Below are 6,871 nucleotides of genomic sequence, written 5' to 3' on the forward strand. Positions count from 1 at the left end.
CACCCAAAAAGTCAGATGGGTGTCCAACTTTTTGGGTGCAGTTCAGACTGAACTGCAAACCCCTAATAAAAAAGGCCCAACAGAATCACTTCTGCTGGGCCTTTCTACAAAACAAACTAACTATCAGAAGTCGATCGAGCCCGACAACTTAACAAGACGTGGATCGCCTTGGGTCAGGAAGCCACCCTGTGCGGAGGCCCAATAGTCTTTGTTCGCCACGTTCTCTACCGTGGCGCGCACGGTGACGTCGCGGTGATCAACTTTGAAGTTGTAGCGAGCGCCTACGTCAAAGCGGTTCCAGGTCGGCAAGCTGAGGGTGTTGGCAGCATCGGCGTATTGACCACCTGTGCGCAACATCAGCCCGTTGAGGGAAACACCTTGCAAGCCAGGTACATCCCAATCAACCGAGGCGTTGAACTGGAAGGTCGGAACACCAATGGCGCGATTGCCATCGTTGGTGCCGCCCGCAGTGCCCTTTAACTCAGTTTCCATGCGAGTCAGGCCAGTCAGCAAACGCAGCCCCTGAATCGGCTCGCCAAAGACGTTCAGTTCAACCCCTTTGTTGACCTGCTCGCCGTCGCGAACATACACAGCGGTAGTGGCATCGACAGCTTGGGTATAACCGTCACTCGGTTGCTCGATACGGTACACAGCCGCGCTTGCGCCGTAAGTACCCATGTCGACTTTCACGCCTGCTTCCGTCTGTTTCGAACGTGCGGGAGCGAACACTTGGGCGCCGTTGCTGACGGTCAAACTACCCGCAGATGTCGGTGCTGTCGGACCTGCAGCCAAACCCTCGATGTGGTTGGCATAGAGGGACACGTGGTCCCAAGGCTTAATCACAATTCCGTAAACCGGGGTCGTGATCGACTCATCGTAAAAGGCCGTGCGGCTGCTGTCAGCGTAGCTATAACCCTGCACGATCAGTTGTTGGCGTCGTACACCCAACGTCAGCAGTACGCGATCATCGATGAAGCCGAGGGTGTCGGACACCGCGCCACTGCGAACAATGGTTTTACCGACAACATTGGGATCACCCAGATCGCCGCCGGGAAAGTTGCCCACCGGAGCCGGTGTATCCACCGGGTCGTAGATATTGGTTGCGTGCGGGGTCAGATCGAAATCGTATGCGCTGCGCTGCTGGGTCCAGATGCCTGCCAAACCGAAGTTCAGCTTGTGGCTGACGGGTCCGGTCTGAAACGTGCCGTTCAACCCAGCCATGGCGCTGGTGTTGTCCTCGATGTGGGGAATGAACGAGCCTGAAATGGTTGCGTTGCCGAGGTTGTCGGCCAAGGTGACCGACGAATAGTTCCCGGTTTCACGCGTGTGCTTTTGCCCGGCTGCGGCATATGCAGTCCAGTGATCGTTCAAGTCATATTCGGCGCGCATCATGCCGAACGTGTCTTGAATGTCGGTGTAAGCCCATTTAGCGTTGTAGTTGGTAGTGGACGACGGCGCGTCAGGAATCTGCGTTGCACTGCCGAGGAATACCGAGTTACGCCCGCCGTTGATGCGCTCGCTCTGGTAGGCAAAGTCGCCGGAAATACGCAATGCGTCGCCACGATAATCCAGGCCGATGGAGAACAGCTTGGCGCGATTGCTCTCGTCGTCGATGGCGGTGTCGCCTTCGCGCTGAGCCAAGTTCACCCGCACGCCAAACTGATTGCCTTCACCGAAGCGTTGGCCTATGTCCAGATGCTCGCCGATCCGACCGTCATCGCTGATGTCCATGCTCAGGCGACGCAACGGAATATCATCCGCACGCTTAGGCTGCAGGTTCACGCCGCCGCCGATACCGGAGCCGGTCGGCGTCACACCGTTGATGAATGCGTTGGGGCCTTTGAACACTTCGACGCGCTCAAGGGCATCGGTGGAGATGATCTGACGCGGCAGTACGCCATACAAACCGTTGTAAGAGATGTCATCGGAGCTCAGCGGTAAACCACGGATCATGAACACCTGGGACTGGTTGGCATAACCACCGGCCTGACGAACAGACGAGTCGTTCAACAACACGTCGCCCACGTTCTCGGCCTGCTGATCACGGATCAACTTTTCGGTGTAGGACGTGGTGCTAAACGGCACGTCCATGATGTCTTGGTTACCCAGAACACCCAGTTGCGCGCCCTGTGCAACCTGCCCACCGGCATAAACCGGAGCAAGGCTGGTGGTCGGTGCAGTCGCCTGCGCATCAATATTTACGTCACCCAGCACCACACTGCCATTCTCTTGAGTGTTGCCCGCATCCTGCGATTGTTCGTTGGTAGCGCCATGGGCATTGATCGTAAGCGAGCAAAGCAAGGCAAGTAGAGTCGGGCGCAGGGGGATGCTTGGTCGAGCGGGAGTGTGCATTGTCGATCCTGAGGAAAGGCCGGCGGAGATTAAGAGAAAAGGACTACAGCAAATGCAGATGATAAACGCGACATTAAAGCGAATGATAAGTTCTCTCATTAGCGTTTTGCAATCATTTTGTAGTACATCTCCTACAGCCCTCTGGTCCAAATCAGCTCTAATTGCTTCCCGCACCACGCTCTGACACAATCGCGAAACATTCTCGTTAGTATCAAAGTTATCATCTAGAGGCCGCTCGTGCTGTCAGTCAAAAGCGTACAAATCGAAACAGGGCCACTCATCGTAGGTGGCCCTTCGTTTTTGGAAAAAACATGAAAAGCCGAACCATCCGCCGCTGGTCATTCGTCCACACCTGGACCAGCCTGATCTGCACTGTGTTTCTGCTGATGCTGGCAGTCACTGGGCTGCCGTTGATTTTTCATCATGAAATTGATCATCTGCTGGGCAATTCACCCGACCTCAAACAGATGCCGGCCAACACGCCGTCACTGAGCTTGCAGGAACTTGTACTCGCCGCTGAGGCGCATCGGCCGGGCGAGGTCATGCAATATTTTGGCTGGGATGACGACACGCCTAACAGCGTCCTCGCAATCATGGCGGCTACTGCGGGAACCGAACCGAACTCATCCCACACCTTCATGCTGGATGCTCGTACCGGTGAGGCGTTTGAAAAGCCTTCGGCCAACGGCGGCTTCATGATGATCATGCTCCGCCTGCACACCGACATGTATGCAGGCCCGTGGGGCATGTTGTTTCTTGGCGCGATGGGGTTGCTGTTCGTCATCGCCATCGTCTCGGGCGTAGTGCTTTATGCGCCGTTCATGCGCCGCCTGAAATTTGCCACCGTGCGCCAGAACAAATCCGGCCGCGTGCGCTGGCTCGATCTGCATAACCTGATCGGTGTGGTGACCCTGACATGGACTTTGGTGGTTGGCGTCACCGGCGTGATCAACGCCTGCTCCGATCTAATGATTACCGCTTGGCGCAATGACAGCCTGGCGGCGATGCTTGCACCGTATCGCGACGCCCCGCCGCTGCTGAATCGCGCGCCCGCTAGCGGGCTGCTGAAAATTGCCGAAGATGCGGTTCCCGGTATGGAAGCAGACTTCATCGCATTCCCCGGCACACGTTTTTCCAGTGAGCACCACTACGCCGTGTTCATGAAGGGCGCTACACACCTCACCTCGCACTTGCTGACTCCGGTATTGATCGATGCCAGCGATTTGCACGTCACCGCCATCGTTGATCGCCCTTGGTACATGAATGCACTGGGCATGTCGCAACCGCTGCACTTTGGTGACTACGGTGGCATGCCGATGAAAATCCTGTGGGGGTTGCTCGATGTTCTGACCATCATCGTCCTCGGCAGCGGTGTGTACTTGTGGTGGGTACGGCGGCGTGCGGCGAGGTTAGTCCGGGTCGATGCGGCGCTCGCGGAGACGGTTCGATGAAAGTTCGACACACCAGTAACTGGACCGTGTTCGCTCATCCGATCTGGATGGGCTTACTCATGGCGGCAGGGCTGTTTGCGGCGCTGTTAGGCGACGGCGCGTGGGACACACTGTCGTGGCTCGGAATGGGAATTCCGGCGGTGTTGAGTGTGCGAGGACTGTGGCGCAGGTAAGTGCAAGAAAGCCCGCACCTCACGCAGCAAACACAGCCCCTGTTTTGCATTTGGCTGCCAATGAGAAATTGGCTACTCAACAATCCGGCTTGTCTGCCGTATAGCGTCGCGCCGGGTTCACCGCTGCGCCAAACTCTCGCAGGGCTTTGGCGCCGATCAACAGCGGATAGTTGAAGTGGCTGCGGTCCACAAGGTTGACCTCCACCGTGCGCTTGGCGTTGCCGAGGCACAGCTCAAGATTTACCACTGGGCGCTTGGCAGGATCGGCCGGTTCCTCCTCATCATCACCGTCGAGTCGGCCCTTGATTCGGCTGATCCGCGCGACTTTGTGTTCGTAAACCTTGTCGGTGGCGTCTTTGGTGGCCAAGCGAAAACGAACCCAGTCTTCGCCATCTCGCTTGAACAGCTCAATGTCTTTGGCCGACAGCGAAGCGGTCAATGCGCCGGTGTCCATTTTGCCCTTAAGGACTTCGCCGATTTCCGGAACGCCGATGTATTCGTAGCGGCCATACAACGTTGGCTCGGCGGCCATAACAGGCAACGCAAGCACGGACAACAGGGCCAGAATCAATTTCACGTAAGGGTATCCTCAGAATAGATGGAGCCTACAAGCAGCCAGTATCAATGGACGCCAGCATAAGCCCAGCATGAACATAGTCGCGTGAAACATTCGTAAATGCTCGCATCGCCGCCTTGCACGGCGATGCGTTAAACCTGCTGACTAGCCGCCTACACCCCAGAGGCTGCCCAGGCTTTTCAAGACAGTTCCGCTGGTGCCTTGGTCGCCCAAATATTTCAGAATGATCGGCGTAAACTGCCCCACCATGTCGCTGCTCATGCCCAACTTGCTAAAGGCCGAATTAACGTCACCCATGCTCTGAACGTTACCCAGCGCCCCCGTTGCCGAGGCCCCGCCGGCATTGCCCATCAAGCTGCTCAAAGCACCAGCCCCCGAGAGCTGATCCAGGCCAGGAACGGATTTGGTCAGCGAAGAATAATCACCGCCACTCAACTTGTTTTTGGCCAACCCCATTAAAGCGCCAGTACCGCCGACTGCTTGAGTTGGGGTCACGTTCAAACCACTGCCCGTTAGGGCGCTGACCAAGCCCGCCGCCTGTGGCGTAGAGGCGGCATTTCCGTTCACCCCGCCCGAACCGGAAACGGCGCCAGCCACATCGTTCAGGTTGAAAGCGAATACCGGGGCTGCAGCCACAGTCATGAGGGTAGCGAGTGCAAAAGCGCGTTTGATGTCCATCGGTATAACTCCTTGATTCGTGCCCGGTCATCACCGGTAGAAAACTGCCGATTGGACCGCAATTGCAGGGGGATCGTTCCCCAGCGCTTGCGATTCAACCCTCCTGATGGCAGCAAAAAATAATATTCACTTGCATGCATCCACACCGGGGGCCCCTTCGTATATGAAGCACGGACAGATTCTCTGGCCGATCCCATCTAACAAGGAACATCCCCATGACACGCACTTCGGTTAAAGCACCAATGATCGCCAGCCTGCTGACGCTGGCGTTGTCCACCGGCTTTATGTTCTCAAGTGTGCAAGCGGCTGACATGACACATCAGGTCATGGTTGGCGGTCAGAGCATGTCGCCCAGCAAAACGATAGTCGACAACGCCGTCAACTCCGCCGACCACACCACCCTGGTCGCTGCCGTAAAAGCAGCCGGATTAGTCGATACGCTAAAAGGCAAAGGCCCGTTCACTGTGTTTGCCCCAGTCAACTCAGCGTTTGCGGCCCTGCCAGCGGGCACCGTGGACACCCTGCTCAAGCCTGAAAACAAAGCCACATTGACCCACATCCTGACCTACCACGTTGTCGCCGGTAACCTGGACATGGCAGAACTGAGCAAACGTATTCAGGCGGGTGGCGGTAAGACCGAATTAACTACCGTCAGCGGCGGCAAGCTGTGGCTGATGATGAACGGCCCGCACAACATCATCATTAAAGATGAAAAAGGCGGCGTTGCCGACATCAGCACCTATGACGTTACTCAGTCCAACGGCGTGATTCACGTGATCGACAAAGTACTGATGCCCAAGAGCTGATATTCACACCGGCATGGCTGACAAACATGCCGGTGGCTCTTTTATCTAGCGGTTTCCTACAACGAGAGCATTAAGGTGAATGGAACAGCCGTTAATCCTGAACTACCCTGCCATGGAGTTGCCAATAAGCACGCGCAGTACCTTTATCTTGTTTGGAGAGCCGCTATTTCTTCTGTCGACGCCGATGAACTCAGGCAACTACTGGCCGAATGCTCGCTGGGCAACCGCCGATCATTTGAAAGCCTGTATCGCAAAGCTTCCGGACGATTGTTCGCAGTAGCCTTGCGCTGCATGAGTCGCAACGATCTGGCGGAAGAAGTCCTGCAAGAAGCCTTCGTACGCATCTGGCACAACGCCTCGCGTTACAACGAAAATTTATCGGCGCCCATGACTTGGATGGTCAACATCACGCGCAACCTAGCCATCGACCAGCTACGCAAGCACCGCGAAGTGCCGTTGACCGACGATCAGGCCGACCTGCTGATCGATGAGAGTCCATCTGCACACGAACAACTCGATAGCCAGCGCGAAGCCCGTGCGTTGGAGCGCTGCCTGGATACACTAGAGGGGATGCAACGCAAATCGATTATTACTGCCTATTTTCATGGAGTGTCCAACACAGATCTAGCCACGCAACTGGCCGCGCCATTAGGCTCGGTGAAGTCGTGGATTCGCCGAGGCATGGAACGCCTGCGCAGGTGTCTTGAATCATGAATTATCAACAACCCGCACTGCGCCGTGCACTCGCCGCCGATTACGCCATTGGCTTAATGTCCACTGCCGCGCGCCTTCGTTTTGAGCATTTAATGCTGGACGATCCGGCCCTGCGTGCGG

Annotated in this window: 7 protein-coding genes and 1 pseudogene; 5 read left to right on the forward strand and 3 right to left on the reverse strand. The window is 56.4% G+C overall.

The genetic code is table 11. The features are described 5' to 3' along the window. Positions 1–123 precede the first annotated feature (123 nt). A complete protein-coding gene (locus M0974_RS11545) occupies positions 124–2,352 on the reverse strand; it encodes a TonB-dependent siderophore receptor (RefSeq protein ID WP_297836345.1) in 2,229 nt (742 codons plus the stop codon). 311 nt (positions 2,353–2,663) lie between these two features. On the opposite strand from M0974_RS11545, the gene M0974_RS11550 reads away from it, so the two are divergent. Next, the gene (locus M0974_RS11550; RefSeq protein ID WP_297836347.1) at positions 2,664–3,803 is read left to right on the forward strand and encodes a PepSY domain-containing protein; all 1,140 of its coding nucleotides are present in this window, start codon (positions 2,664–2,666) and stop codon (positions 3,801–3,803) included. After that, the gene (locus M0974_RS11555; protein WP_297836348.1) at positions 3,800–3,976 is read left to right on the forward strand and encodes a hypothetical protein; all 177 of its coding nucleotides are present in this window, start codon (positions 3,800–3,802) and stop codon (positions 3,974–3,976) included. Before M0974_RS11550 ends, M0974_RS11555 begins: the two co-directional genes overlap by 4 nt. Before the next feature lie 76 nt (positions 3,977–4,052). Here the strand turns inward: M0974_RS11555 and M0974_RS11560 are convergent, their stop codons facing one another. Then, entirely contained in the window at positions 4,053–4,553 is a 501-nt protein-coding gene (locus M0974_RS11560) for an ATP-dependent zinc protease (protein ID WP_297836350.1), read from the reverse strand. A gap of 144 nt (positions 4,554–4,697) precedes the next feature. Further along, a complete protein-coding gene (locus M0974_RS11565) occupies positions 4,698–5,231 on the reverse strand; it encodes a DUF2780 domain-containing protein (RefSeq protein ID WP_297836352.1) in 534 nt (177 codons plus the stop codon). 215 nt (positions 5,232–5,446) lie between these two features. Between M0974_RS11565 and M0974_RS11570 the strand changes: the two genes are divergently transcribed. From M0974_RS11570 to M0974_RS11580, 3 genes and pseudogenes are all read left to right on the forward strand, one after another. Beyond that, positions 5,447–6,037, forward strand: coding sequence for a fasciclin domain-containing protein (locus tag M0974_RS11570; protein WP_297836353.1), 591 nt, complete (start codon positions 5,447–5,449; stop codon positions 6,035–6,037). 165 nt (positions 6,038–6,202) lie between these two features. Next, positions 6,203–6,751, forward strand: a complete 549-nt coding sequence (locus M0974_RS11575; RefSeq protein ID WP_297836355.1) for a sigma-70 family RNA polymerase sigma factor — start codon at positions 6,203–6,205, stop codon at positions 6,749–6,751. Then, positions 6,748–6,871: pseudogene (locus tag M0974_RS11580) on the forward strand (anti-sigma factor); the annotation flags it as partial. The gene M0974_RS11575 and the pseudogene M0974_RS11580, both read left to right, overlap by 4 nt.

The organism is Pseudomonas sp., from assembly GCF_026224925.1.
In the GTDB taxonomy this organism is placed as follows: domain Bacteria; phylum Pseudomonadota; class Gammaproteobacteria; order Pseudomonadales; family Pseudomonadaceae; genus Aquipseudomonas.

Excerpts from the sequence above, each read along its gene's own strand:
- M0974_RS11545 (WP_297836345.1), bottom strand. The coding sequence starts at position 2,352 with ATGCACACTCCCGCTCGACCAAGCATCCCCCTGCGCCCGACTCTACTT.
- M0974_RS11550 (WP_297836347.1), top strand. The coding sequence starts at position 2,664 with ATGAAAAGCCGAACCATCCGCCGCTGGTCATTCGTCCACACCTGGACC.
- M0974_RS11555 (WP_297836348.1), top strand. The coding sequence starts at position 3,800 with ATGAAAGTTCGACACACCAGTAACTGGACCGTGTTCGCTCATCCGATC.
- M0974_RS11565 (WP_297836352.1), bottom strand. The coding sequence starts at position 5,231 with ATGGACATCAAACGCGCTTTTGCACTCGCTACCCTCATGACTGTGGCT.
- M0974_RS11570 (WP_297836353.1), top strand. The coding sequence starts at position 5,447 with ATGACACGCACTTCGGTTAAAGCACCAATGATCGCCAGCCTGCTGACG.